This window comes from Klebsiella sp. FDAARGOS_511 (genome assembly GCF_003812845.1).
Classification (GTDB): domain Bacteria; phylum Pseudomonadota; class Gammaproteobacteria; order Enterobacterales; family Enterobacteriaceae; genus Klebsiella; species Klebsiella grimontii.
In genome coordinates this window covers 2,589,730-2,613,707 of sequence record NZ_CP033824.1, presented here as the reverse complement: position 1 = coordinate 2,613,707, position 23,978 = coordinate 2,589,730, and the positions used below count along the sequence as shown (strand labels likewise).

Genomic DNA, 23,978 nt, shown 5'->3' with positions numbered 1-23,978 from the left:
CAAGCAAGTTTCGTCATTATTTTTTTATAAAAATTTTTTATTACATGATCTTGCCATCTCAGTTTTTCATAAGAAAAATCCTGCTACTGTGGAGGACGGGATCTGGTATCTGGAGCGAATATAGTTTTTGCTATTCTATTTTCTTAAGATTTCATAAGAAAAATCCCACACAGCGCGTTGTGCTTTATCTGATAATCATCGTTCAAGGCTGTTGTCAGCGTATTGCTCAATGAAAAAACCACGGCTACAATGCGCCGTATCCGCTAATGAAAACCTGAATGTTCAATCTTCCAGGGTATTGTTTCGGGTACATAAAGAGGATGTTTAATAATAACTTCTTAATAATGGGCATAGACTGGAAATATGCCAGTGAACGCTATGTTCAACCTAGTATTCATTTTAAATAAGGATATCACAGATGAAAAAGATGACCATGACTGAAGCTAGCGTAATTGTTGGCGGTACTTGCACTACCTGCGTTAACACCTTCGAACTGACCCTGGTCGGTGATGAAACTGTATGTAACGCAGTAAACACCTGCACTGACAAGAACGGTGTTGTGACTAAGTCTTATACCCCAGCAGCCATGTCAAACTGCGGTAATGCAGGCTGAGAAACAGCTGTTTCTCATTAAAACAGAGTAAATAGGATTCGTATTTATTCTGCCAGGGCGTTGTATTTTTATACAACGCTCACCTGACTCTGTTAAATATTATTTTCAGGATGAAAAGCCCCCGTGAAAAAAAGAATTCTTCCCCTTTTTGCTTATACCGTTTTTGTTGCGGTAGTTTCAGCGTTGATTACCACCGCTTGGTTCCATGCCTTTGTATTCAATCAAAAAGGTGATGTTGAGCAGCAGGCGCTGGTATCGCTGGCGGCGGAAAAAGTCGCAAACAGTCCGCTGGTCGGCGGGGAAGATATTATTGAAATTTTTTCATACGGTTGCCATTACTGTGAAGTGAACGAAGAGAACGTGGATATGCTGGAAAAGCGTATGCCAGCGGGCAAGAAGCTGGCGCGTCTTCACTTCAACCTGGATGGCCAGGGCGGACTGGCGCGCTACGCAACGGTGTTTGCTACCCTGCAGGTTATGGGCATTGAAGAGGCGCACCGCAAAAGCGCTTACGACGCGGTCATAAAGCGTAAAATTGATTTAAGTGATGCAGCCCAACGCGACGCGTGGCTGGCAGAGAATAAGATTAGCGTTGCGCAATACAATAGAGTCAGCCAGTCCGTGAAAGTCAAAGAACTGATGGATTATATGACCCAGGTGACCCGTTATTATAACATTAATGCAACGCCGGCCTTTATTGTGGCCAAAAAGTGGGTGGCATTCCAGGACAGTGATTTTCCGGTATTCTCTGATAAATTAATCTCACTATTAGAAACCGAACAAGCGCCGGAGAAATAATGAAATTCTTTGCCCTGTGGAGTGCGTTGTTTTGGAAAAACCTCATTGTGAAATATCAATGGGTTTTGTATAAACTCCAGCTTATCGCCTACCGGGCGCATTGTTTACTGTTCCGGCGCCTGAATTATCGCGTTGTTTTTGCCTTCTCGCATGTCAGCCGCTGTTTAGGGCTGACACGACGCGATCTGAAGCTACGGGCAGCCGTTGCCCAATCAAACCGTCGCTGTCTGCTCAACGATAAGCAGAAATTTGACTACATCTGGCTGACCCAGCGCCGGCAGCTACTGGTTCAGGCGGTCACCTACGGACAAAATCGCCGAATAATGCAGGAGCTCGCTGCGTGTTCCGCGCAGCTTAATGCCGTTGTTGAACCGTTACAACGTGCGCGCCAGCCGGTCATTCTCGCGCCGCTGCATATGGTTTCAGACGTACTAAGTACGATGGTTGGCGCGGCGGTATTTCCAGGGAAAGCGACGGTCATTACCTCCCGCAGCGCTAATGCTCACTCTGAAGCCGAGCGTCAGCTCGGTGGCGTGAATCTCACGTATTGCTCAATTCATGAGGATAATAAAAATATTGCCGGCAATCTGATGATGTCGGTGATGGAGGCGGCTGAAAATAAAAGGAATATTATTCTGTTTCCCGATATTACACCTGACTTCACGCAGTTTGCCAGCAAGGACAAAACCGAGAAACTGCATTGTCAGTTATTCGGTCGCCAGGCCAATCTGCACAGCGGCATTATCCGCATGGCGAGAATGATGTCAGCGAAGGTGGTTTTTTATCATCTTTATTATGAGCAGGGGCTGAAAGTTATTATTCATGAGCCCGTTCCGGCAAAAAAACTTAAGCAGGAAATGCCACTCATTATTGAACAAAGTATTCGTGAGCATTCTACCGACTGGATGTTGTGGCATTCTCACTCGCTGTTTTTCATCAATGATTAAGGATGTGAACAGAGTACAGCCCGGCAATATTAGTGAAGAGAACAGGACGTTCCAGGGGATCTATTATGGACAATATTATTCCGCAAATGGTTTATCAGGCAGAAACGAACGAGTGCGCGCTGGCATGTCTCTCCATGCTGGCAGAAACTCAGGGGCTTAATGCGCCGCTTGAAGAGCTCCGCGAGCGCTTCCCGGCATCCGCCCATGGTACCGCGCTTTCAACCATGTGCGACATCCTTGCTGAGCTGGCGATCCCGGCCTATCCGGTGGCTTTCGATCTGGATGAGATTGCCGAACTCCCTTTACCGGCTATTTTGCACTATGGCGCGAGTCACTATGTGCTGCTGGCATATCGCCAGGGCAGCTACGTGTGCGTGATGAACCCGGCGATTGGTGAGCAGCTTTTGCCTGTTGCTGCCCTTAAATCGGAAATTAGCGGTTATGCGCTGGTGCTCGACCGGGAAGCGGAAAACGCCGCTCAACCTGTGGAGCAGCATAAACGCACGCGACGTTTTCGCGCGCTGGCGTGCATGAGCCTGAAGCAGACCGCGGCGATTCCCGGAATCTATCGGTTGATGGTGCTGGCGTTTCTGGTTTCTCTGACCCTGTTCATCATGCCGGTGATGCTCAGCTCGGCTATCAATAACGTTTTCTCTTCCGGCGGCCAGACTGAATTTCCGTATTTCTACTATCTACTGGCCTTCATGGTCTCGACCCTGCTGGCGTTCCTTGTGCGCAGCGTAACCGAGCGGTTTATCAAACGTTTTGTGGTGATGCAAAGCCTCAGCGGTTTTACCCGCCTTTTGACACATTCGCTCTCTTACTTTGAAAAGCGCAGTCCGGGCGAAATCTACAGCCGCTTCTCCAACTGGCAGCTGGCGGCGGCGCAAAAAATTGAGCTGGATAACGGTCTACGCGTGGACTGGGTGGTTGGCGTCATCGCGCTGGGCGTGATGTGTTTCATCAGCCCGATGCTGGCGGCCATCTCCGCCGTTGGCGTAACGCTCATGGGGCTGGTGAGCGTCTGGGCGATTTTCCGCGACCGCTATTTCACTCAGCAAATTCAGGCGAAGAGCGCCGAGCAAAGCGATTTTCTGCTGGAAACCATTCAGGGCTTTGCCACGCTGAAAGCTGCCGGACTGCATGGCCAGCGCCAGGCGGCGTTCGCCCGATACGCGTTATCCCTATTTGACTGTCGTCAGAAGCAGAGAGTCTATGAACAGGTGAAGAGCAGCCTGTATCAACTGATTGGTAGCCTTGAGATGGTTTTTTTCATGCTGCTGGCACTGCCGCTGCTGAAGGACAACCGCATCTCGCTGGGTGAGTTTTTTGCCTACAGCTTCGTGCGGCAGATTTTTACGGCCTACATTACGCAGATTTTCTTCTCTGTACTGCGTAAGAACCAGCTACACGTGATCGATACCCGTGCTGCCGATCTGTTCCCGCAGGTCAAAGAAGAGAGACATGATGGGCTACTGCCGCCTGCGAGGTTCACTCAGCGGCTCCACTATCGTGAGCTTCAGTATGCTTACGATCCCGGCAAACCGGTGCTCGATCGGACGTCATTGATGCTGAAACAGGGGGAGACGCTGGCGATTGTCGGTGAGTCGGGCGCGGGGAAAAGTACCTTGCTGAAAGTTATCACCGGGCTTATCGAACCTCAGGCGGGAGATATTCTTGCCGACGGACTGCCTGTCAGCAGCCGCCAGGCGCAGAAGCTGTTCTTCCTGCAAAGCCAGGAAGATATCCTGTTCAATACCAGCGTGCTGCAAAACATCACGCTGTTCGATCGCGAATATGATGAGAAAAAGCAACTGCGTATCGATAAATCATTGCGCGGGCTGAATCTGACAGAAGTGATTGATAGCTTGCCGGGAAAACAAAACGCGCTGATTCGCGAAAGCCACCCCGCGCTCTCGCTTGGGCAACGCCAGCGTCTGATGCTGGCGCGTGCAATGTACAGCGATTGTCCTGTGATGGTGCTGGATGAGCCGACCGCCAATTTGGACGAACAGACCGCGCAGCAGGTGATGCGCGCGCTGATTGACCACTGTCGTGAATACGGAAAAACGCTGATTACCGTGACCCACAGCGAGACAACGCTGGGGCTGTTTGACCGCCTCTGTTCGATGAAAAATGGCCGCATACAAGCGCTGCCGAGCGCTGATAGTTACGCGCTCACCCCTGAAGGAGAGCCGGCATGAGTTTCGCAAGCAGTCGATGGCCCGCCATGATGGCCGGACACCGCAAGTCACTTTATGGGCTGGCGGCCCTGTTGGCGATCCTGCTGATTGGCGGCGTGCTGGGCGCGTCCAGCCAGCTTTCTGGGCGTGCTGAGCCGGTGGCGGCTTATGTTGTCGATCGCGGCGATATCGAAAAAACCGTGCTGGCCACCGGGATCCTCAAACCGTCAGTGCAGGTGAATGTCGGGGCGCAGGTCAACGGTCAGTTAAAGAAATTGTACGTGCGTGCCGGCGATCGGGTTACCCAGGGCCAGCTGCTAGCCGAAATCGATCCAACGCTGCAGCAGAGCGAATTGCGTAAGTCTGAAGCGGCGCTGGAGAGCGCGGTAGCGCAGAAACAGGCGTCACAGTTCACGCTCACTCAGTACCAGCTCGAGCTGAAACGCCAGCTGCGGATGGATCGTGACGGGTCAGGAACGAAAAGCAATCTCGAGGAAGCGCAGGCCAGGGTCGATACCCAGAAGGCGCAGGTGAGAGTCAATATGGCGCAAATTGTGCAGGCGCAGATGGCGCTGGAAACGGCGAAAGCCAATCTTGGCTATACGCGGATCATCGCGCCGGTGGACGGGCAGGTATTGGGCATCGTCACCAAAGAGGGACAAACCGTGGTCTCTTCACAGACAGCGCCGACCATTCTGGTTCTGGCGAATGTCGATACCATGACGGTGCAAACCCGTATTTCAGAAACGGATATTTTGAAAGTCCGTCCCGGCCAGCCGCTGTGGTTTTACGTCGTCGCCGAACCCAAACGCCGCTATCAGAGCGTGATGGGGGGGCTGCAGGACGCGCCGAACGATGCCCTACAGGATGATAGCGCTCGTCCGCAGGGGCAACAGGCCTCTGCCGTTTATTATAACGGTGTGTTCAGCGTGCCGAACCCCGATCATCGGTTGAGAACCGCGATGACGGCGCAGGTATTTATCATCACCGAGCAGGCTAAAAATGTACTACGCCTGCCGGTGATGGCGCTGGGGCAACCGCAGGGAGCCAATAGCTATCATGTACAGGTGCTAAAAGGCGATAAGGTTGAACAGCGTCTGATTCAGGTAGGTATCAACGACCGTCAGTTTGTTGAAGTAAAAGAGGGGCTGAAAGCAGGCGATCGCGTGGTGATGGCGCAAAATGATGCAGGGGTGGCAAATGGCTGACTCTCCGATCATCGAACTTTCGCACATCTCCCGTCATTTTGGCGCAGGTAACGCCAGCGTTACCGTACTGAAGGATGTTTCTCTGCGCGTCCATGCCGGAGAAATGGTGGCGATTATCGGTGCGTCGGGTTCCGGTAAGTCCACATTGATGAACATTCTAGGGTGTCTGGATAAACCATCGGAAGGTGAAATGCGCATTATGGATGTGCCTGCGCAGGCGGCCAGCAGCGAACAGCTGGCGCAGCTGCGTAGCCAGTATCTGGGCTTTATCTTTCAGCGTTATCATCTGATGCCGTATCTGACGGCTCTCGAAAACGTCACCATCCCGGCGCTCTACACCGACATGCCGGTCGCTGAACGCCAGACGCGAGCAAAATATCTGCTGACTCGGTTAGGTCTTGGTGACCGCATAAACTACCGTCCCGCGCAGTTGTCCGGTGGCCAGCAGCAACGGGTGAGTATCGCACGCGCCCTGATGAACGGTGCGCCGGTGATCCTGGCGGATGAGCCCACCGGGGCGCTCGACAGCACCAGCGGTCAGGAGCTGATGGCCATTTTACATGGCCTGCACCAGGCCGGGCATACGCTTATTATCGTGACCCACGACCGCAGCATCGCTGAACAGTGCCAGCGTATTGTCGAAATCCGCGACGGCAGAATTATTGCGGACCGGGCCAATCCGGTTATATCGCAGGTGGTTTCGCAGGGATTACCGGCTATTGCGGCCACAGGGCGAACGTCCGTCTGGCAGAGCATCAAAGAGGCGGTACGCATGGCGTGGCGCTCTCTGCTCGGGCATCGGATCCGCGCCTTCCTTTCCATGCTGGGGATTATCATCGGCATCTCCTCCGTGGTCTCTTCTATGGCGGTGGGAGAGGGCGCGCGGCAAAATATTCTCAGCCAGATAAGCCAGCTGGGCACCAGCACCATCGAAATTCAGCCAGGTCTTGGCTGGGACAGACCGCGCCCGGATTTTGAACGGTCCCTGACCCTGGACGATGTGGAATTACTCAGCAAACAGCCGTATATCGATAGCATTTCGCCAGTGGTCAGTAAAACCGTGATGACGATCCGCGGGGGTAAGCAGCTTCTTGCATCGCTGTCGGGCGTCAGTAACGGCTTCTTCCGAGTGCAGGGGCTGAATTTTATCGCTGGAAACCGTTTTACGTCGCGCGATTTGGACGAGCGTGAGCCGGTGGTCATCATCGATCCGAACGTACAGAGCTCCCTGTTTCCCGGCGGTCAGGATCCGTTGGGCGAAATTATTCAGCTTTCCGGCGTGCCCTACCGGGTGATCGGCGTGGCCGCGAAAAAAGGACCGAAGTATATCGGCGAGCAGCCCGGCGCGTGGATCCCCTACACCTCGCTGCGAGAGCGTATGTCAGGTGATTCGCCGCTACAGTCCATCACTCTGCGCATCGTCGACGGCTATTCGATAGAAGTTGCGCAGCGAAATGTGGAGCAACTGCTGGATTCCATGCACGGTAAGCGCGATTTCTTCACCATGACCAACGATCAGCTGACGAAGACTATCCGCAAAACCTCGCAGTCGATGACGCTGCTGATTACGGCAATTGCTGGGATTTCCCTGCTGGTAGGCGGGGTGGGCGTGATGAATATCATGCTGGTGTCGGTGACGGAGAGGACGCATGAAATTGGTATTCGCCTTTCGGTCGGCGCCCGCCCCGCGGATATCATGCGTCAGTTCCTGATTGAAGCCATGGTGATTTGTACTCTCGGCGGTCTGATCGGCGTTATCGGTTCCGGCGGGGCCGGGCTGATTTTCTCGCTGATGACTCAGGAATTCACCATGGTGTTCACCTGGCCACCGGTCCTTCTGGCCTGCGGATTTTCCGCGCTGATTGGCCTTGGATTTGGCTTTTTCCCGGCGCGCAATGCTGCCCGTCTGCATCCGACGGAGGCGCTGGCCCGCGAATGAAAAAACTGCACCTACTTTCAACGATCGCTGTGGCGCTGGTATTGACCGGCTGCGGCCAGGCGCTGAAAAGCGACTATCAAAGGCCCATGCTGTCGATACCCGATACCTGGCGGGTGGAGGATACCGGCGAGGGCGTAGCGCAATTTTCCCCACACTGGTGGGATAATTTTGGCGACCCGCAGCTGTCACGGCTGATCGTTGCAACGCTGCAAAGCAATAACGATCTCGCTCTGGCGGGAATAAGACTTCGACAGGCGCGCCTGGCGGCGGGGTTATCGGACCTGAATCTGACGCCTGACTTTGCCGTTGGCGCAACGGCCAGCAACAGCAAGAATCTGCGCCACAGCACAACGTCAACGGAAGGCTATAGCCAATCGCTTTCGGCTTCTTATGAACTTGACCTGTGGGGTAAATTAGCGCGCACTCGAGAGCAGTCCGACTGGCTGGCGCAGGCGTCGGAGCAAGATTTACGAGCGACCGCGCTGACGCTGATTGGTACCACCTCTCAGCTTTACTGGCAGATAGCCAGCCTGAACCAGCGGATAGGCAATTTGCAGCAAAGCCTCAATATTGCTGAGGAAACGCTGGCGATGGTGACTTCCCGCTGGAAAGCAGGAGACCTGGGGCAACTGGATTATCTCCAGGCGCAGCAAACGGTGCTGAGCCGTGAAACGACCCTCCGCGACTTACGTCAGCAGCGTGATGAGAACCGTAACGCGCTGGCGATTTTACTCAGTCGCGCGCCGGGGCAATTTCCTGCGGAACGGGGCTCTCTGGATATTCAGCAGAGCGTACCGGTGGCGCAGCGTTTGCCGTTAGATGTGATTGCCAGGCGACCGGACGTGCAGTCGGCAGAAATGAACTTACGCGCTGCGCTGGCGGGTTCTGACGTTGCCCGATTGAGTTTTTATCCGTCACTGACGCTGAATGCGTCACTGAACGCGGGCGCAGCGGTGTTTCAGCAGTGGTTCAGTAATCCCGCCCGAACGCTCGGATCTGCGCTCGATCTGCCTTTTATCCAGTGGAACAAAGTGCGCTTGACCATTGAAAAGTCCGATCTGGATGTACAAACCGCGGCGATACAGTTCCGAAGCGCCGCTTACAGCGCGCTGCAGGATATTGATAACGCCATGGCGCAGCGCCTCACGTACCAGCAGGAAAAACGGCTGCAGCTGAAAGATCTGGCATTGAGCCAGCAACGTTTGACGCTGGTGGAGAGCCAGTATCGCCACGGATCCGTGGCGTATCAAACGCTGCTTGATGCGCAGAATTCGCTGTTGAACAGTGAAAATACATTGGTGCAGAGCCAATACCAATACCTGTATTCCACGATGAAACTCTGGCTGGCGCTGGGGGGCGGGGAAAACAGTTCGATGAATCACTAAGGATAGGTCATAGACATGGACGTTTTACAGACGATGAGCACACCGCGCCGTGTCGTGGTTACCGGTTATGGCGCGGTAACACCGCTCGGGATGAATTCCGCTGAAAGCTGGGCTGCTATCATGGCGTACAAACTCGGCTACCGTTACTGCGATAAATCGGCTGCCGGGATTAAGTCCCGCTTTTATGGTTTGATCGATGAGGAACCTTCGCTCAAAGGCGTGCCCGCCGCGATTCGCCGTCGCCTGCCTCGCTACGCGCGGCTGACGCTCGCCGCAGCGCGGGAAGCGATGCAGATGGCGTTTGGCGATGACGCGCCGGAACAGCATTACGATCTGCGTGACTGCGGCGTCATTATGGGGACTGGCTGGGCGGGTCAGGACGAAACTCAACTCTATTACGATGATTATCAGCGCACTGGCGTGGGTTCTCCTTTCGGCTGTTTTTTCTCGATGCCTAACGTATCTACCGCGGCGGTCAGCCTGCTGTGGGGATTACGTGGTTATCAGAATACGCCAGTCGCAGCCTGTGCGACCGGAACGATCGCGATTGGTGATGCATTTGAGCTGATCCGCAATGGCCGCGCCAACATGATGCTGGCGGGGGCGGGAGAGTCTCTGCGTTCTGACTGCGCGGTGTGGAATATCGACGTACTGGGAGCGCTGGCCAGCGAACAGGAAGATATCACCCGCGTCTGCTGTCCGTTTAGCCTGCATCGCAATGGCTTCGTGCTGAGTGAAGGCGCGGCGGTAGTGTGCCTGGAAGAGCGGGAATCCGCGATTGCGCGCGGGGCGAATATTCTCGGCGAGATCCTCGGCTACGGCAACTTCTCTGACGCCTATGATTTTACCGCGCCGGCCGAGGATAAAATTGCGCGGGTGCAAACTATCCGCCATGCGCTTGAACAGGCGGGGATCTCCGCCTGCGATCTGGACTATATCAATACGCACGGTACCTCTACTCCACTTAACGACCTCAATGAAACCGAAGCGATAAAAATGGCGCTGGGCGAGGCGGCATATGCCATACCGTGCTCGAGCACCAAATCCTACAGCGGGCATCTGATCGCCGCCGCCGGCAGTTTTGAATCGATTATCTGCCTTCAGGCAATAGCGCATCAGATAGCGCCTGCCACTTGTCATCTTGATTCGTCCGATCCCGCGTGCGATCTGGATTATGTCCCCAATACGCATCGCCCGGCAGCCCTGAGCACAACGCTTAATCTGAGCTTCGGTTTTGGCGGCGCGAATGCAGCGTTGGTTATCGGACGGGGGAAATGATGACCCTGTGCTATAGCCTGCGTGATGCAGAACGCTGGGCGGCATTTTCCGGCGACGATAACCCGATTCACTTTGACGTTGCCGAAGCGAAGCGTTTTGGTCTGGAAGGATTATGCGTACACGGTATGCGCGCGATGCTGGATGTAAAGTCGGCGATCGGCGCTTCTCTGGAAAAAGATGCTCTGGCATCAGGTGGCCTGGTGTTCAGCTGCCGCCTGCGCGAACCGGTAGCGTGTGGAATACCCTATCAGCTGTCGGTCCGCGAAACGCGTCGTCATGAGCAGATGCAACTCAGCGGGAGTTTGTTAAACGTTCAGACGCAACGTACCGGCATCAGCAGTAAGCTGGTTAGTTCTAAAGCGCTAGAGTTATCGCCCGTCGTGCAGTCGTATACGCTTGGCGAGGATGCATTAACGGCGTTGTACGATCGATTCCTCGCCGTGAAAAGCCCGGCGGCACCGCTGTGGAGCTTTCTGGATGCGGCGTTGTTCCGTGAACTGGTCAATGCGCCAGAAACGCTTGCAACCGTACATAGCCTTATTCCTCAGCCTGAGGTTGCCAGCCTGCGCGACGTATTTCGTCTGGTGCAGGTCGTGCAAACTCACCATGAGGTGCATTTTTCGCCTCAGCTGCTGAGTCAATGGGAGGAAAGCCAGCGCATTACATCGCTTTATTATTCCATCCAGCCGACGCTGGTGATGGGAGACAAGCATGCCGGGCTGATTTTAGTGGCTGGCATTCAGGCGTGGCGCCTCAATGAACCGCTGATTTCCGTTACGGTGACGTTGAAAACCGGGCCGCTGGCGGCGTAGGCGACAATTTTTGTTAACGAAATACATCCATTTTAGAGTCTGAATTAAAGGAATAAAACATGACGCAATTTGATGAAGTTTACCGCAAAGTTGGCGAGATGCTGTGTGATGCGAAGGATCTGGAGATGGACGAGCTGGAACCAGATATGCCGCTACATAAGCTGAAGCTCGACAGCCTGGACTACGTGGAATTGATGGTACTGGCAAAGAAAGAGTTTGCTGTCTCCGTTGGCGCCGATCTGTTTATTGATCATCCGAACATGACGCTTCGTGATTTATGCCAATACCTCAGCGAAAAAAGCCATTAAACCATGCAGAGTAAATGGATATTAGTGACCGGTGGAAGCCGGGGTATCGGACGCGCTACGGTGCTTCGTCTGGCGAAAGAGTGGAACGTGGTGTTTACCTGGTGCCAGAATGAGGCCGCGGCACAGGAGGTGGAACGGGCCGGCGAGGGGCTTCCGGGCAAAGTCGAGAGTTTTCAGTGCGACGGAAGCGATGAACCGGCGGTGAAACGTGTTGCTACCGAGCTGCTGGCACGCTACGGCGCTCCTCACGCCGTGGTTCACAATGCGGGTATCACGCTTGATGCGCTGCACATTCACCAACGACCGGAGAACTGGCGACAGGTGATGGATACCAACGTTAACGCCATCTTCTACTGGAATCAGATCCTGATAGAGCCAATGATGATGCAGGGGAGCGGTTCCGTGGTGTTGATGTCGTCAGTCACTGGAGTGAAGGGCAACAGCGGGCAGAGCGCTTATGGCGCGAGTAAAGCGGCGATGATTGGTCTGGCGCGGACTCTGTCAATAGAGCTAGGACGCTTTGGCGTGCGGGTTAATTGCCTGCTGCCCGGCTATATCGATACAGATATTATGGCCAATATACCGAAAGAGAAGCGGACGGCGCTGCGTCGAAGCATTCCTATGAAGCGCTTCGGAAAAGCAGAAGAGGTGTCAGGCGCAGTGGCATGGCTGGTTAGCGATGATAGTACCTATATGACGGGACAAACGCTCGTCCTGGACGGCGGCCTTTCCGCCTGACCTGTCTCACACTACTCGGTTCGACTCAAACGGGACGCATTGCGTCCCGTTTTTTTTTGCCTGAACGACAAATCTCCCTCGTTGCTGGCGAATAACTTCGCATATCTGAAAAATACGACCCGCTGCAGCGCAAAAATGCCGGAACAGACTAAGAATTTTCCTTACGCTAAAATCTATCTCATGTTGGTAGAAATCCCCCCGGCATACTGTAAACAGGCGGGAGCAACGGCCAATTATATTGTTACTGTATGCATTGCGTGATGTCTGCAGAGAGCCAAAATGCTATTCCGACAGGTTTGTCAACCTATGTGAATTTAAATAGCCAGCGCGTGTTTTTTTATGAAGCCTTTTGTGAACCTGAGTTGAACAACCTTGAGGAAAATCTTTCAATATCGTCTACCGGCTGAATGATCGCTCAGGAAAGATATTAATCTAAATGTTATGTTATAACTGTAATTTAAAAGGGGTGAATTAAATGGCAGGTAAAGATAAAAAGGCTCTGCGATAATATATTCATGGTTATTAAAAAAGAACGCCAGGAAGGATTTAAGCAAGATTAAAAAATGCTTAAGCTATTTTTATAGGGGTAGGTTTAATAAAACGTAAAAAACCACCCCCATGTGAAGATGGCTGGTTGCTTAAGAAAGTCACCCAGAGTGTTTGATTTTGAAGCGTTTTAACTGCATGTGTCGGGTTGATGAGAACGCTAACTGATAATTGGCTGACACCTACATCCCTCGGTTGAATAATTTTTTATCAATCTTTTTACACTTTATCATTATGGGCGGAAATGGTTAATGCCCGGGCTAAATAAAATAAATCCGTATCGGGCCTGATACCGGTTGGTGGTTTCGTTGCAGCAAGGTGGGCAGTCTCCTGGAACGATGTTTTTATCTGGCAAAAAATATAGCCTGGCAGCAAACTTGCCGACTAAATCTTATCCCCTAAATTAATGCATGGCTGAAGCATTGCATTGACTAGCCGAGGTGCGGAAGCACTGTTAATTCAAGATTAATTGTGTGCCTTCGCAATATTCATGATGCGGTTTATATACAAGAAGCATTAACTAACTATTCAGCTGGGTTTAGTAGAGCGCATGTAACAGGGTATTTCAAAGGGGGCGTTGAACTGATGCACCTGTTTTGGGTTTTTGGGATTAAATATAGCCTTAATCTCGGAATAAAAATCTGCATCATCATGACAACGCAACATAATATTCGAATGTATTTTTTATTGATTAGATTCTTCTATTTAAATAAGGTGCGTGAATATAAGAAAAAACCGAGTGAGTTAAACGGAGGTTAAACGGAGGATATAATCGTAACTGATTGAAATAAATAACATAAAAATAATTTGGTGCAGGGTGTCAAAATCAATATTGACTTCAAATTACCAGCTAATTACATTGAGCCCTAATTTAGTTCAAATGAATCGTTTGTCTTTCGGGTAAACCGTACGGCGTTTTATTAATTGGGGTCGGAGACTTCATGGACTAAATAAAAGGGAAATGACATGGTTTTGTCAAAACTGATTCGATCTCCGGTTCTATCCAGGTAAATCGATTTACATTGTTAATAGGGATACATTTAATGAAAAAGAATCTTCTTGCTGTTGCTCTGATGGCTACTTCTGTATTTGCTTCTTCTGCTTTCGCTTCTGACGGCGCAGTTAACTTCACTGGTAGCATCACTGACGCAGCATGTACTGTTGACACTGCGTCGCAAAACCAGGACGTATTCCTGGGCAACATCGCTCGTACAGCGTTCCCGGTAGCGGGTTCTCTGGCTGCAGCTAAGAAATTCACTCTGGTCCTGAAAAACTGCCCGGATACCGTGACCGGCGCAACCGTACGTTTTGATGGCGCCCAGGTTTCTGGCGACAACTCTGTTCTGGCACTGACTGCGGGTAGCACCACTGCTAAAGGTGTGGGCGTTCAGATTTCTGACGATCAGAACAAAGTTGTTCCGCTGTACGAAGACTCTTCAGTTTACCCTCTGGTTAGCACCGCCGATAATAAGCTGAGCTTCAGCGCGCGTTACATCTCTTTGACCGATGCCGTCACCGTGGGTGATGCAAATGCAGTAACCCAGTTCACCGTTGTTTATCAGTAAGTTCGAATGAATTAAATCAGACCAGGGGGCAATCCATGCCTCTGGTCTTTTTTGAATATCCAGACAGGCAGGGACAGCATGAAAACATGGCGCGCCGGAGTGGCGGCAACATTATTAATGGCCCTTAGTGCGACTTCGCAGGCTGGGGTTGTGGTCGGCGGTACACGCCTGATCTATGACGGCGGGAAGAAAGAGGCATCCATTAACCTCAGCAATCCCGATAAAAATATTTATCTCATCCAGTCATGGGTAGATAGTGAAGGCAAGGGTAAAAACGCACAGGCTGAAAAAGCCCCGTTTATCGTTACGCCGCCATTATTCCGACTGGATAGCAATCAGCAAAACATATTGCGCATAGTGCGCGCAGGCGGCAATCTGCCAGAAGACAAAGAATCTTTGTTTTGGCTGAATATCAAATCCATCCCCTCTGCCGAGAAGAAAGAAAACACCCTGCAAATTGCGGTGAAAACACGTATCAAGCTCATTTTCCGTCCTTCTGGGGTTAAGAGTACGCTTGAAGAGGCGGCGAAAACGCTGGCCTGGAAGCGGGCGGGTAGCCAGATTCAGGTGACCAACCCATCCTCGCACTACATCACTTTTTTCAACGTCAACATCAATGGCACCGCGATGAAAAACGTCACGATGGTTGCACCGCGATCGGAAGCCCGTTTCGATTTGCCTACCAACGTCGCAGGCGGCTCGCTGAGTTGGCAGTTTATCAACGATTATGGCGGCGCCAGTAACGCTCTGACTGCCAGCCTCTAAGCGCCTCTTCTGTGCTCTGTTTTGTTGCTTAAACAGGGAAGTAAAAAACGTTAGTCATCCAAACTACGTTTATACATGGAAAAATTAAATGGACACTATAACGAAGAGTCATACTTCGGGGCGGTTTTCACGCTCCCGCCTTGCCTTGCTAGTGACATGTCAGATAGCCATGTTAATGGGCGGGGCTGAACTGGCTAATGCGGCGGGCTACTTCAACCCGGCGTTACTTGAAATAGATAATCCTGATCAGGGAAGCGCGGATTTATCCGTTTTCGAAGAGGGTGAGCTACAGCCGCCGGGAACCTATCGCGTCGATATTTATCTCAACGGTTCAGAGGTCGATACCCGGGACGTGAAATTTTTCCTGGCGACGGACGCCTCCGGTAAGCAAAGCCTCCAGCCCTGCCTGAGCGGTGAGCAGCTCCGCGATATGGGGGTAAAAATCGGCATGTATCCCGGCATAGCAGCCGCAGATGAATGTGCCAATTTCACCGGTGCCATAGACCAGTCCTCTGCCAGCTTCCGCTTTGACCAGCAGCGTTTGAACCTGAGCATCCCGCAGGCCGCGCTGAACTCACTGGCGCGCGGTTATGTTTCTCCGGATAAATGGGACGCGGGTATACCTGCGCTACTGATGAACTACAGCTTTAGCGGGGCGAACACTGAAGCACGGAATAACGACAGCAAAGGTTCTGATACGTACTACCTGAACCTGCGTTCAGGGGCAAACCTGGGGGCATGGCGTTTACGTAACTACTCTACCTGGAACCGTGATAGCCGCGGCAATGAGCACTGGGATTCCATCAATACCTATTTGCAGCGTGACATTCACGTACTGAGAAGCCAGCTGACGCTGGGTGACAGTAACTCGCCAGCGGATATTTTTGATTCCGTACCGTTTCGTGGGGCACAGCTCTCTTCCGACGATGACATGCTGCCGGACAGCCTCAAAGGCTATTCACCAGTGGTGCGTGGTATTGCGCGGAGTAATGCGCAGGTCACCATCCGCCAGAACGGATACGTCATCTATCAAAGTTATGTACCGGCCGGATCGTTTGCCATTTCTGACCTCTACCCGACGGCGGGCAGTGGCGACCTGAACGTGACCATTAAAGAAGCCGATGGTAGCGAGCAAACGATGGTCGTGCCTTTTGCCTCCGTTCCGGTTCTTCAGCGCGAAGGACGTCTGAAATACAGCATCACTAGCGGCCAGTACCGTTCATATAACAACGATGTTGAAAAAACGCTGTTCACTCAGGGAACCGCGATTTTTGGTTTGCCACGTGGCGCAACGATCTATGGCGGGGTACAGGCAGCGAGCAAATATCAGTCGTTGGCCATCGGCCTTGGTCAGAACCTTGGCGCTATCGGTGCGCTATCTGCCGACATCACCCAGGCGTGGTCCAGGCAGGAACATCAGGATAAAGACAACGGCCAATCGTACAGGCTGCGCTACGGCAAAAGCTTTGTGCAAACCGGTACTAACTTCAGCCTGGCCAGCTACCGCTATTCCACTTCAGGCTTTTATACATTGCAGGAGGCGCTGGAAAGCTATGCCGGAGAAAACGGATATTATAACGATCATAAGAAAAGCCGTGCGGAACTGACGCTGAGCCAGAACTTGTGGCAAAAGGCAGGTTCGCTGTCGGTAAGCGTGGTGAAAGAAGAGTACTGGAATAACAACCGTTCTACCGAATCGGCCAGCGTGGGCTACAACAACACCTGGAACGGAATCTCTTATGGTCTCAACTATACCTATAGCCGCAATGGCGTCGACAGCCATCAAAATCGGACCTATTACACCGATCGGATTGTCGCTGTGAATGTCAGCGTCCCATTAAGCAAATGGTTGCCGGGAAGCTACGCCACCTACAACCTTAATAGCAGTAAAAACGGTAATACCTCACAAAGCGTTGGCCTTAGTGGTACCGCGCTGCCTGACGACAACCTGAATTACAGTATCAGCCAGGGTTTCGCTTCTCAGGGTGAAGAGGCGAACGGCTACGCCAGCGCCGACTACAAAGGCGGTTACGGTGAGGTGAATGTCGGTTATGGCTATGACCATAGCCAGAGCCGCGTGGATTACGGCCTGCAGGGCGGTATCCTGGTGCATGAAAACGGGGTCACGCTTTCCCAGCCGCTGAGTGAAACCATGGCGCTGGTAAAAGCGCCAGGCGCGGGTGATGTGAGCATTGCCAACAACACCGGTGTGAAAACTGACTGGCGCGGCTATGCGGTAGTGCCTTACGTCACGGCATACCGACGCAACCAGATCGCACTCGACACATCAACCTTACCGGACAACGTGGATATGACGCTGACCAGTACCTCGGTGATCCCAACTCGTGGAGCCGTGGTACGCGCGGACTTTGATCCGAACGTCGGCCAGCGTGTACTGATGACGCTGACTCGCGCCAACGGCGAGCCGGTACCTTTCGGCGCCACCGCGGGTAGCGATGGCAAAAATAGCGGCGCCAGCATCGTTGGCGACGGTGGCCAGGTTTACCTGTCGGGCATGGCCGATTCTGGAACGCTCACGCTGAAATGGGGATCCTCAGCGGATCAGACCTGTCAGGTGAATTACCGTCTGCCTGAACAAACGGCGACATCGGGTATTCAACTTATGAATGGAGACTGCCGGTAAGGCGGAATATGGAAATGACCGAGCGCACGAATAAAATTTTCACCGACGTGATACCGCGCCGAAACCTATTATGCTGTTTCGCTAGTGTAAAAAACGCGGCGTTGCTTTGTCTGGCTCTGGCGGGGGGGATGCTGAGTACTGCCGCCAGCGCGGCAGAGTGTTATGCGACTGCCGGGCAGAAGTCCTATAACTTCGATATGAATTATTTGTTAGCCGATCCGTCGCAAAACTCGGCAGGAAGGGTGATCAACAATGCCTATCAGTGGAACCTCAGCGGCAACTATAACGTGACCTGTTCTTGCTCAGGCAGCTATACCGGGGCTTATATTACCGCAAAAGTGCCGGATACCGGCCAGGTATACAGCGATGGCAACCTCAACTATTACGCGATTAACGAGTACCTGGCCGTAGCCAGCGAGGTCTTTATTGGCGGCAACTATCAGGCTTTAAAGGCAACGCCGTTCACCAGCGTCAGCAACCAGAACATTTCGGTAAGCTGCGACAAATACCCTTACGGAACCGGTGCGCGTGGAACGATTTCCCTGTACTTCCGCCGGCCGTTTGTGGGGGTTCAGAGCATCCCTCTGACCAAAGTCGTCGATGTGTATATCGCATCCGATGCAACGACTCAGGCCAGCACGCCGGTTTCAACCGTCTGGATGAGCGGAACGGTCACCGTCCCGCAATCCTGCATGATTAATGGCGGCGGCGTTATTACCGTGCCTTTAGGCAGCATCATGTCTGGCGATATTGCCACTAAAGGCGAAATGGCTAAAAACTTCACGCCAAAAAACGTCAACTTTGACGTGGCCTGTACCAATATCTCCGAAGGCGTGAAGGTGAGTCTCTCCTTCCAGGGAACCCCGGATGCGAACGACCCGACCGCGTTCTCGACGACCAACAATGACGTGGGCGTCAGAATCCAGAACCCATCAGGAAACACAATCGTTCCGCAGGGTGGAGAATTACCGCTGACGATGGACTACAGCTCCCAGGTGGGGACATCGTCGATTAGCCTATTTCCAATTAACACGACAGGTAAAGAGCCTGAGACAGGTGACTTCACCGCAACGGCCACTATTCGTGCTGAAATACAATAATTCCGGGGGAAACCGGTAAGGGAAAATGATGAAGGGATCAATATCTTTATTGAGCAAACAAGCTCCGGCATTACTGCTATGTTTGGCCGCCGCTGTACTCTCGCAGTCAGCGAGCGCTGCTGACACACAGCTGAATATCACTGGTAATATTAAAGCTTCTCCGTGTAAAGTTAATGTGCCGACCGGAGGGGTTAATGTGGATCTGGGGCAGAATATTATGGCTGCGACATTATCGGGTGCCGGCTCAGCCACAGAGTGGAAGCCTATCGCTATTGAAATAATAAGTTGCCCGGCGACGACTTCATCGGCCACTATGATCCTGAACGGCACGCCGGATGCCACGGAGAGTGCCATGTACTCGAATGCTGGAACGGCAACTGGGGTACAAATTGAGCTGCAAAATACGGCGGGAGCCGCGTTGGGTAATGCCTCAACGATGATTCAGGATATTAATGCCGCGACCCAGAGTACGACCTTTAATATGCAGGCGCGAGCATACAGCTCGAAGGGTAAAGCGACGCCAGGTACTATCGTCGGCGCGGTGCAATTAACCTTCGTATACCAGTAATGACAAATAAGCGCGGACTCAGGAAGAGTCCGTGCTTTAATCAGAATATCCCTTTCGTTTGGGAGCGTGACTAATAATACAAGGAAAGTATTATGAATAATATTAATAGCTCAAACTCATCGTGTGCCTCTCTTGCAGGATCGCCTGGTCGAGGCGTGCTGATAATGGATGCATGCCCCATTACCGCGCTGGGTATCAAACGCGTGTTGATCCAGGCCTGCGGGATCATCGAGCCTATAAACGATGTAAGAAATCTTGCCAGTATTTCGCCGATCGTTGCCAGCGCACCACCCGCGCTGATTGTCATGGATATCTGTGGCGAAAAAGAGCTAATGCTTGATGGGCTGCGCTTGCTGGCCCACCTGTATGAATCACATCCAGCGATAAAAATTATAATCTGTACCGATTTTCGCGATCCCCGCGTGCTTGAGCTGTTGGCCTTGTCGAATGCCCGCGGCATCCTATTAAAACACGAGCCGGTTCTGGCGCTGGCACAATGTGTTTCCGAAGTCATGTCAGGCGGACGACAGTGGTTGAGCCCGAAAACAAAACAGCTGCTTTCTAAGACAACTCGGACAAATAGCCCGCTGACCGCTCGGGAACTGGATGTACTCGTGCATCTGTTTTCAGGGCAAAATGTTTCTCGTGTCGCGCAGACGTTACATCGTAATATCCGTACGGTAAGTACGCATAAGCGCAATGCGATGGTAAAGCTGGGTTTTCACAACGACAGTGAACTCTTTTCTCAGGGGACCTGGATGGCAAAAGTTGGCCCCGTTGCCTGTCTTTAAGAGCTAACCATGAATTGTGTTGTACACAACGAAGGGCCGGGGACATCTCGGCCAGCAAGCAAGGAGCAGCTGCGTGATGAATTTATCGTCTCCATCGTCTCGAACGATCGCTTTGATGGATAGCCATCCCCTGACGCTTTCCGGGCTTTCGACACTTATTAAATCCGTTGACGCAACATGCGATATTCGGATCACCGAGTCGAGCCTGGGCAAAATCTCAGAAGCGCTGATGTACCAGTCCGTCGATATTCTTGTTACCGATTTGCAAAGCGCAGAAGAAAACCCGCACGAAGGGCTGGATATTTTACTGCGCCTGGGAGCTCAGTTCCCTGAGCTGAATGTGGTGGTGTATACGTTTTGCCATGACAGCAACGAGCTGCGGAAGTTACTCAATCAGCATAACTTCAGCGTGATAGCGCGCGGGGAGTCGATGACGGACACTGAGGACTTCTTTAAAAGGGCGTTTGTGCAAAAGCGTATACTCAGTCCGAAAATTTGCAGCAACCTCGCGCGGATTAATCACAACCATGAGAGCGTCACCTCCAGATTGACGCGCAGTGAAATTGATGTGCTGAAGCATCTGTTTAACGGTATGGATTTACAGCAAATTGCGGGTATGAAGCAGTTAAGTATCAAAACGATCAGCGCGCATAAATGTAATGCGATGCGCAAACTCGGGGTGCAATCGGATTCTGAATTGTTTGTTTTACTGAAAAATACATTCGATTAGCAGCTGATGCGGCGGCGTGAGGCATCTGAATCCAATGCATAGACAGGAACAGAAGCGCATGCGCTATGCGCTGATGAGCGCCACGGTGAGTGTGGTGGTCACAAAGTGGCCCCCTCACCGGCCCGCGGCGAAGGGGAACCGAGGGCTCTGTTACGCGTCTTGCTCGCGCGCGATTGCGCGATAACCAATATCCTGGCGGCTGAAGCTGCCGTTCCAGCGAATATCCGCCATTAGCGCATAGGCACGCTTCTGCGCTTGTGCGACGGTATTGCCCAGCGCAGTCGCACACAGCACGCGACCGCCGTTGGTCAGCACCCGATCGTCATCAGAGAGCTTCGTACCGGCGTGGAACACTTTACCGTCCTCAGTCTCTTCCAGCGGCAGGCCGTGGATCTCATCACCGGTAGTGTAGTTGCCCGGATAGCCGCCGGCAGCAATCACCACGCCCAGAGAAGCGCGTTCGTCCCACTCGGAGGTTTTCTTGTCCAACTGGCCTTCACACGCAGCCAGGCAGAGATCGACCAGATCGGATTTCATGCGCAGCATGATCGGCTGGGTTTCCGGATCGCCAAAACGGCAGTTGAACTCGATAACCTTTGGATTGCCCTGTTTGTCGATCATCAGGCCCGCGTAAAGGAAACCGGTATAGGTATTCCCTTCCGCGGCCATACCTTTTACGGTTGGCCAGATAATGCGTTCCATAGTGCGCTGGTGAACTTCATCGGTTACTACCGGTGCCGGTGAATAAGCGCCCATGCCGCCAGTGTTCGGGCCGGTATCGCCATTGCCCACGCGTTTGTGATCCTGGCTGGTCGCCATCGGCAGGACGTGCTCGCCGTCGACCATCACGATAAAGCTCGCCTCTTCGCCGTCGAGAAATTCTTCGATGACGATGCGGTGTCCGGCGTCGCCAAAGGCGTTACCTGCCAGCATGTCGTGAACGGCGGCTTCCGCTTCTTCCAGCGTCATGGCGACAATTACGCCTTTGCCGGCGGCCAGGCCGTCGGCCTTGATAACGATCGGCGCGCCTTTCTCACGCAGATAGGCCAGCGCGGGCTCGATGTCGGTGAAGTTCTGATACTCCGCCGTCGGGATTTGATGACGGGCGAGGAAATCTTTAGTGAAGGCTTTGGAACCTTCCAGCTGCGCGGCGCCTTCGGTTGGACCGAAGATTTTCAGGCCAGCGGCGCGGAATGCATCTACCACGCCAATCACCAGCGGCGCTTCCGGACCAACGATGGTCAGATCAATCTTCTCGTTCTGGGCAAAGCTCAGCAGGGCCGGAATATCGGTGACGCCGATAGCTACGTTCTGCAGCGTCGGTTCCAGGGCGGTACCCGCGTTACCCGGGGCGACAAAAACGGTATCAACCAGCGGTGACTGTGCGGCCTTCCAGGCCAGCGCGTGTTCGCGCCCGCCGTTGCCAATAACTAATACTTTCATCGTCTGCTCCGTAAATTAATGGCGGAAGTGGCGCATATCGGTGAAGATCATCGCGATGCCGTGCTCATCGGCGGCGGCAATCACCTCTTCGTCGCGAATAGAACCGCCAGGCTGAATGACGCAGCTCACGCCAACGGCAGCAGCGGCGTCAATACCGTCGCGGAACGGGAAGAAGGCGTCGGAGGCCATAGCCGAACCTTTCACTTCCAGACCTTCATCACCGGCTTTAATCCCGGCGATTTTGGCCGAGTAAACGCGGCTCATCTGGCCTGCGCCTATCCCGATGGTCATGTTCTCTTTGGCGTAGACGATGGCGTTGGATTTCACGAATTTCGCCACTTTCCAGCAGAACAGGGCGTCACGCAACTCCTGTTCGGTTGGCTGACGTTTGGAAACCACTCGCAGTTCGCCTTCCGTCACCATGCCCAGGTCGCGGTCCTGAACCAGCAGGCCGCCGTTAACGCGTTTGAAGTCCAGACCCGGCACGCGCTGCGTCCACTGACCGCAGGTCAGGACGCGGACGTTCTGTTTAGCCGCCGTGATTTTCAGCGCTTCTTCTGTCGCGGACGGTGCGATGATCACTTCAACAAACTGGCGGGAGATGATCGCTTGCGCGGTTTCAGCATCCAGTTCGCGGTTAAAGGCGATAATGCCGCCAAAGGCCGAGGTCGGGTCGGTTTTATACGCGCGGTCGTAGGCGTCAAGAAGGGAGGTGCTTACCGCCACACCGCACGGGTTGGCGTGCTTCACGATAACGCAGGCCGGCTCGCTAAACTCTTTCACGCACTCCAGCGCCGCGTCGGTATCGGCGATGTTGTTATAAGAGAGGGCTTTGCCCTGAACCTGCTGCGCGGTCGCCACGGAAGCTTCTTTGATTTCTTCTTCTATATAGAAGGCAGCCTGCTGGTGGCTATTTTCACCGTAACGCATATCCTGCTTCTTAATGAAGTTCAGGTTCAGCGTACGCGGAAAGCGGCCGGCGGCTTCTTTGCTCTCGCCGTGATAAGCCGGGACCATGCTGCCAAAGTAGTTGGCAATCATGCTGTCGTAGGCTGCGGTATGTTCAAATGCTTTAATGGCGAGGTCGAAGCGGGTGTCGAGGGTTAAGGAACCTTCGTTGGCTTCCATCTCTTTAATAATGGCATCGTAGTCGCTGCTCTTTACCACAATGGCGACGTCTTTATGGTTCTTCGCCGCTGAGCGAACCATGGTTGGACCGCCGATATCAATGTTCTCAACCGCGTCTTCCAGCGAGCACCCCTCGCGGGCCACGGTTTGAGCAAACGGATACAGGTTAACAACCACCATATCGATAGGGGCGATACCGTGCTGTTGCATAATGCCATCATCCTGGCCGCGACGGCCGAGAATGCCGCCGTGAACTTTCGGATGCAGGGTCTTCACGCGTCCGTCCATCATTTCCGGGAAACCGGTGTAGTCAGAGACTTCGGTCACCGGCAGACCTTTCTCAGCCAGCAGGCGTGCGGTACCACCCGTAGAGAGTAGCTCGACACCACGAGCGGAAAGCGCCTGCGCGAATTCGACGATACCGGCCTTGTCAGAAACACTGAGCAGTGCGCGGCGGACTGGACGACGTTGTTGCATAGTATTAAATCC

General features: G+C 53.0%; 20 protein-coding genes. 18 read left to right on the top strand and 2 right to left on the bottom strand.

Annotation, left to right across the window (positions count from 1 at the left end; all coding sequences use genetic code 11):
• The first annotated feature begins 418 nt into the window (after positions 1-418).
• The 18 genes from EGY08_RS13550 to EGY08_RS13465 all read left to right on the top strand — a co-directional run bounded on the left by EGY08_RS13550 (position 419) and on the right by EGY08_RS13465 (position 20,918).
• A complete protein-coding gene (locus EGY08_RS13550) occupies positions 419-613 on the top strand; it encodes a DUF4762 family protein (protein WP_004127617.1) in 195 nt (64 codons plus the stop codon).
• Between the two features lie 123 nt (positions 614-736).
• The gene (locus tag EGY08_RS13545; RefSeq protein ID WP_112167351.1) at positions 737-1,411 is read left to right on the top strand and encodes a DsbA family protein; all 675 of its coding nucleotides are present in this window, start codon (positions 737-739) and stop codon (positions 1,409-1,411) included.
• A complete protein-coding gene (locus EGY08_RS13540; protein ID WP_123828583.1) occupies positions 1,411-2,358 on the top strand; it encodes an ABC transporter in 948 nt (315 codons plus the stop codon). Before EGY08_RS13545 ends, EGY08_RS13540 begins: the two co-directional genes overlap by 1 nt.
• Positions 2,359-2,423: 65 nt before the next feature.
• A complete protein-coding gene (locus EGY08_RS13535) occupies positions 2,424-4,562 on the top strand; it encodes a peptidase domain-containing ABC transporter (RefSeq protein ID WP_123828582.1) in 2,139 nt (712 codons plus the stop codon).
• Between the two features lie 26 nt (positions 4,563-4,588).
• On the top strand, positions 4,589-5,749 hold the full coding sequence (locus EGY08_RS13530; protein WP_032742230.1) for an efflux RND transporter periplasmic adaptor subunit: 1,161 nt from the start codon (positions 4,589-4,591) through the stop codon (positions 5,747-5,749).
• On the top strand, positions 5,742-7,688 hold the full coding sequence (locus EGY08_RS13525; protein ID WP_123828581.1) for a MacB family efflux pump subunit: 1,947 nt from the start codon (positions 5,742-5,744) through the stop codon (positions 7,686-7,688). The genes EGY08_RS13530 and EGY08_RS13525 overlap by 8 nt, the downstream gene beginning before the upstream one ends.
• Positions 7,685-9,073, top strand: coding sequence for an efflux transporter outer membrane subunit (locus EGY08_RS13520; RefSeq protein WP_004127644.1), 1,389 nt, complete (start codon positions 7,685-7,687; stop codon positions 9,071-9,073). Before EGY08_RS13525 ends, EGY08_RS13520 begins: the two co-directional genes overlap by 4 nt.
• A gap of 15 nt (positions 9,074-9,088) precedes the next feature.
• Positions 9,089-10,351 (top strand): beta-ketoacyl-[acyl-carrier-protein] synthase family protein, encoded by a 1,263-nt coding sequence (locus EGY08_RS13515; protein ID WP_177447664.1) that lies wholly within the window; start codon positions 9,089-9,091, stop codon positions 10,349-10,351.
• Entirely contained in the window at positions 10,348-11,163 is an 816-nt protein-coding gene (locus tag EGY08_RS13510) for a MaoC/PaaZ C-terminal domain-containing protein (protein WP_112167348.1), read from the top strand. Before EGY08_RS13515 ends, EGY08_RS13510 begins: the two co-directional genes overlap by 4 nt.
• Before the next feature lie 59 nt (positions 11,164-11,222).
• Positions 11,223-11,471, top strand: coding sequence for an acyl carrier protein (locus tag EGY08_RS13505; protein WP_004127675.1), 249 nt, complete (start codon positions 11,223-11,225; stop codon positions 11,469-11,471).
• Positions 11,472-11,474: 3 nt separating this feature from the next.
• Complete coding sequence (locus tag EGY08_RS13500) at positions 11,475-12,209, top strand: SDR family NAD(P)-dependent oxidoreductase (RefSeq protein ID WP_049123130.1); 735 nt, start codon at positions 11,475-11,477, stop codon at positions 12,207-12,209.
• 1,589 nt (positions 12,210-13,798) lie between these two features.
• Positions 13,799-14,320 carry a fimbrial protein gene (locus EGY08_RS13495; RefSeq protein WP_004127681.1) on the top strand — a complete coding sequence of 174 codons (522 nt, stop codon included), beginning with the start codon at positions 13,799-13,801 and terminating at the stop codon, positions 14,318-14,320.
• Between the two features lie 78 nt (positions 14,321-14,398).
• Positions 14,399-15,085, top strand: coding sequence for a molecular chaperone (locus EGY08_RS13490; protein WP_112167347.1), 687 nt, complete (start codon positions 14,399-14,401; stop codon positions 15,083-15,085).
• An 88-nt stretch (positions 15,086-15,173) separates the two neighbouring features.
• A complete protein-coding gene (locus EGY08_RS13485; RefSeq protein WP_123828580.1) occupies positions 15,174-17,729 on the top strand; it encodes a fimbria/pilus outer membrane usher protein in 2,556 nt (851 codons plus the stop codon).
• A gap of 128 nt (positions 17,730-17,857) precedes the next feature.
• Positions 17,858-18,829 carry a fimbrial protein gene (locus EGY08_RS13480; protein ID WP_032742233.1) on the top strand — a complete coding sequence of 324 codons (972 nt, stop codon included), beginning with the start codon at positions 17,858-17,860 and terminating at the stop codon, positions 18,827-18,829.
• A 25-nt stretch (positions 18,830-18,854) separates the two neighbouring features.
• Entirely contained in the window at positions 18,855-19,397 is a 543-nt protein-coding gene (locus tag EGY08_RS13475; protein WP_077252540.1) for a fimbrial protein, read from the top strand.
• Between the two features lie 92 nt (positions 19,398-19,489).
• On the top strand, positions 19,490-20,188 hold the full coding sequence (locus EGY08_RS13470) for a response regulator transcription factor (protein ID WP_032742004.1): 699 nt from the start codon (positions 19,490-19,492) through the stop codon (positions 20,186-20,188).
• Between the two features lie 76 nt (positions 20,189-20,264).
• Positions 20,265-20,918 (top strand): helix-turn-helix transcriptional regulator, encoded by a 654-nt coding sequence (locus EGY08_RS13465; RefSeq protein WP_004127701.1) that lies wholly within the window; start codon positions 20,265-20,267, stop codon positions 20,916-20,918.
• Positions 20,919-21,068: 150 nt separating this feature from the next.
• On the opposite strand, the gene purD is transcribed toward EGY08_RS13465, so the two are convergent.
• Both purD and purH read right to left on the bottom strand, forming a co-directional pair.
• Positions 21,069-22,361: a phosphoribosylamine--glycine ligase gene (gene purD / locus EGY08_RS13460; protein ID WP_004127704.1), complete on the bottom strand. Its 1,293-nt coding sequence runs from the start codon at positions 22,359-22,361 to the stop codon at positions 21,069-21,071.
• 15 nt (positions 22,362-22,376) lie between these two features.
• Complete coding sequence (purH, locus tag EGY08_RS13455; protein ID WP_004127706.1) at positions 22,377-23,966, bottom strand: bifunctional phosphoribosylaminoimidazolecarboxamide formyltransferase/IMP cyclohydrolase; 1,590 nt, start codon at positions 23,964-23,966, stop codon at positions 22,377-22,379.
• Positions 23,967-23,978 lie beyond the last annotated feature (12 nt).

Coding starts and splice junctions, on each gene's coding strand:
- EGY08_RS13525 (WP_123828581.1), top strand. CDS start 5,742: ATGGCTGACTCTCCGATCATCGAACTTTCGCACATCTCCCGTCATTTT.
- EGY08_RS13550 (WP_004127617.1), top strand. CDS start 419: ATGAAAAAGATGACCATGACTGAAGCTAGCGTAATTGTTGGCGGTACT.
- EGY08_RS13530 (WP_032742230.1), top strand. CDS start 4,589: ATGATGGCCGGACACCGCAAGTCACTTTATGGGCTGGCGGCCCTGTTG.
- EGY08_RS13505 (WP_004127675.1), top strand. CDS start 11,223: ATGACGCAATTTGATGAAGTTTACCGCAAAGTTGGCGAGATGCTGTGT.
- EGY08_RS13535 (WP_123828582.1), top strand. CDS start 2,424: ATGGACAATATTATTCCGCAAATGGTTTATCAGGCAGAAACGAACGAG.
- purD (WP_004127704.1), bottom strand. CDS start 22,361: ATGAAAGTATTAGTTATTGGCAACGGCGGGCGCGAACACGCGCTGGCC.
- EGY08_RS13515 (WP_177447664.1), top strand. CDS start 9,089: ATGGACGTTTTACAGACGATGAGCACACCGCGCCGTGTCGTGGTTACC.
- EGY08_RS13470 (WP_032742004.1), top strand. CDS start 19,490: ATGAATAATATTAATAGCTCAAACTCATCGTGTGCCTCTCTTGCAGGA.
- EGY08_RS13485 (WP_123828580.1), top strand. CDS start 15,174: ATGGACACTATAACGAAGAGTCATACTTCGGGGCGGTTTTCACGCTCC.
- EGY08_RS13510 (WP_112167348.1), top strand. CDS start 10,348: ATGATGACCCTGTGCTATAGCCTGCGTGATGCAGAACGCTGGGCGGCA.
- EGY08_RS13465 (WP_004127701.1), top strand. CDS start 20,265: ATGAATTTATCGTCTCCATCGTCTCGAACGATCGCTTTGATGGATAGC.
- EGY08_RS13540 (WP_123828583.1), top strand. CDS start 1,411: ATGAAATTCTTTGCCCTGTGGAGTGCGTTGTTTTGGAAAAACCTCATT.
- EGY08_RS13495 (WP_004127681.1), top strand. CDS start 13,799: ATGAAAAAGAATCTTCTTGCTGTTGCTCTGATGGCTACTTCTGTATTT.
- EGY08_RS13500 (WP_049123130.1), top strand. CDS start 11,475: ATGCAGAGTAAATGGATATTAGTGACCGGTGGAAGCCGGGGTATCGGA.
- EGY08_RS13480 (WP_032742233.1), top strand. CDS start 17,858: ATGCTGAGTACTGCCGCCAGCGCGGCAGAGTGTTATGCGACTGCCGGG.
- purH (WP_004127706.1), bottom strand. CDS start 23,966: ATGCAACAACGTCGTCCAGTCCGCCGCGCACTGCTCAGTGTTTCTGAC.
- EGY08_RS13520 (WP_004127644.1), top strand. CDS start 7,685: ATGAAAAAACTGCACCTACTTTCAACGATCGCTGTGGCGCTGGTATTG.
- EGY08_RS13490 (WP_112167347.1), top strand. CDS start 14,399: ATGAAAACATGGCGCGCCGGAGTGGCGGCAACATTATTAATGGCCCTT.
- EGY08_RS13475 (WP_077252540.1), top strand. CDS start 18,855: ATGATGAAGGGATCAATATCTTTATTGAGCAAACAAGCTCCGGCATTA.